The following is a 318-nucleotide window of genomic DNA, read 5'->3' on the forward strand; positions in this document are numbered from 1 at the left end:
TTAAAAAAGCTCGATGCCTTACTTCAGAAAAAAGAACAAGCAAAAAAAGCAAATCGCTTACCCAAGAAAAAGCGCGTGTAGTGGCTGAATTAAGGCAAAAACATAGTTTAAATTTACTGCTAGGTATTGCACAGTTATCTCGCAGTACCTTTTATTACCACTTAGCTAAACAGCGGGTGGTGGACCCGCTCACAATCTTAAAAGCGAAGATTCAAGCGCTTTACCACCGTCATAAAGGACGCTACGGCTATCGCCGTATTACGGCGGCATTACGTCATTTAGGTGAAGTGGTAAATCATAAAAAGGTGCAACGCTTGA

Annotated in this window: 1 protein-coding gene; it reads left to right on the forward strand. The window is 41.5% G+C overall.

Annotated features, from left to right (window positions below):
• Positions 1-80: 80 nt before the first annotated feature.
• On the forward strand, positions 81-318 hold a 238-nt coding region (locus AC2UZJ_RS12580; RefSeq protein ID WP_486950461.1), incomplete at its 3' end, for an IS3 family transposase.

The organism is Paenalcaligenes sp. DL 309 (assembly GCF_057475285.1).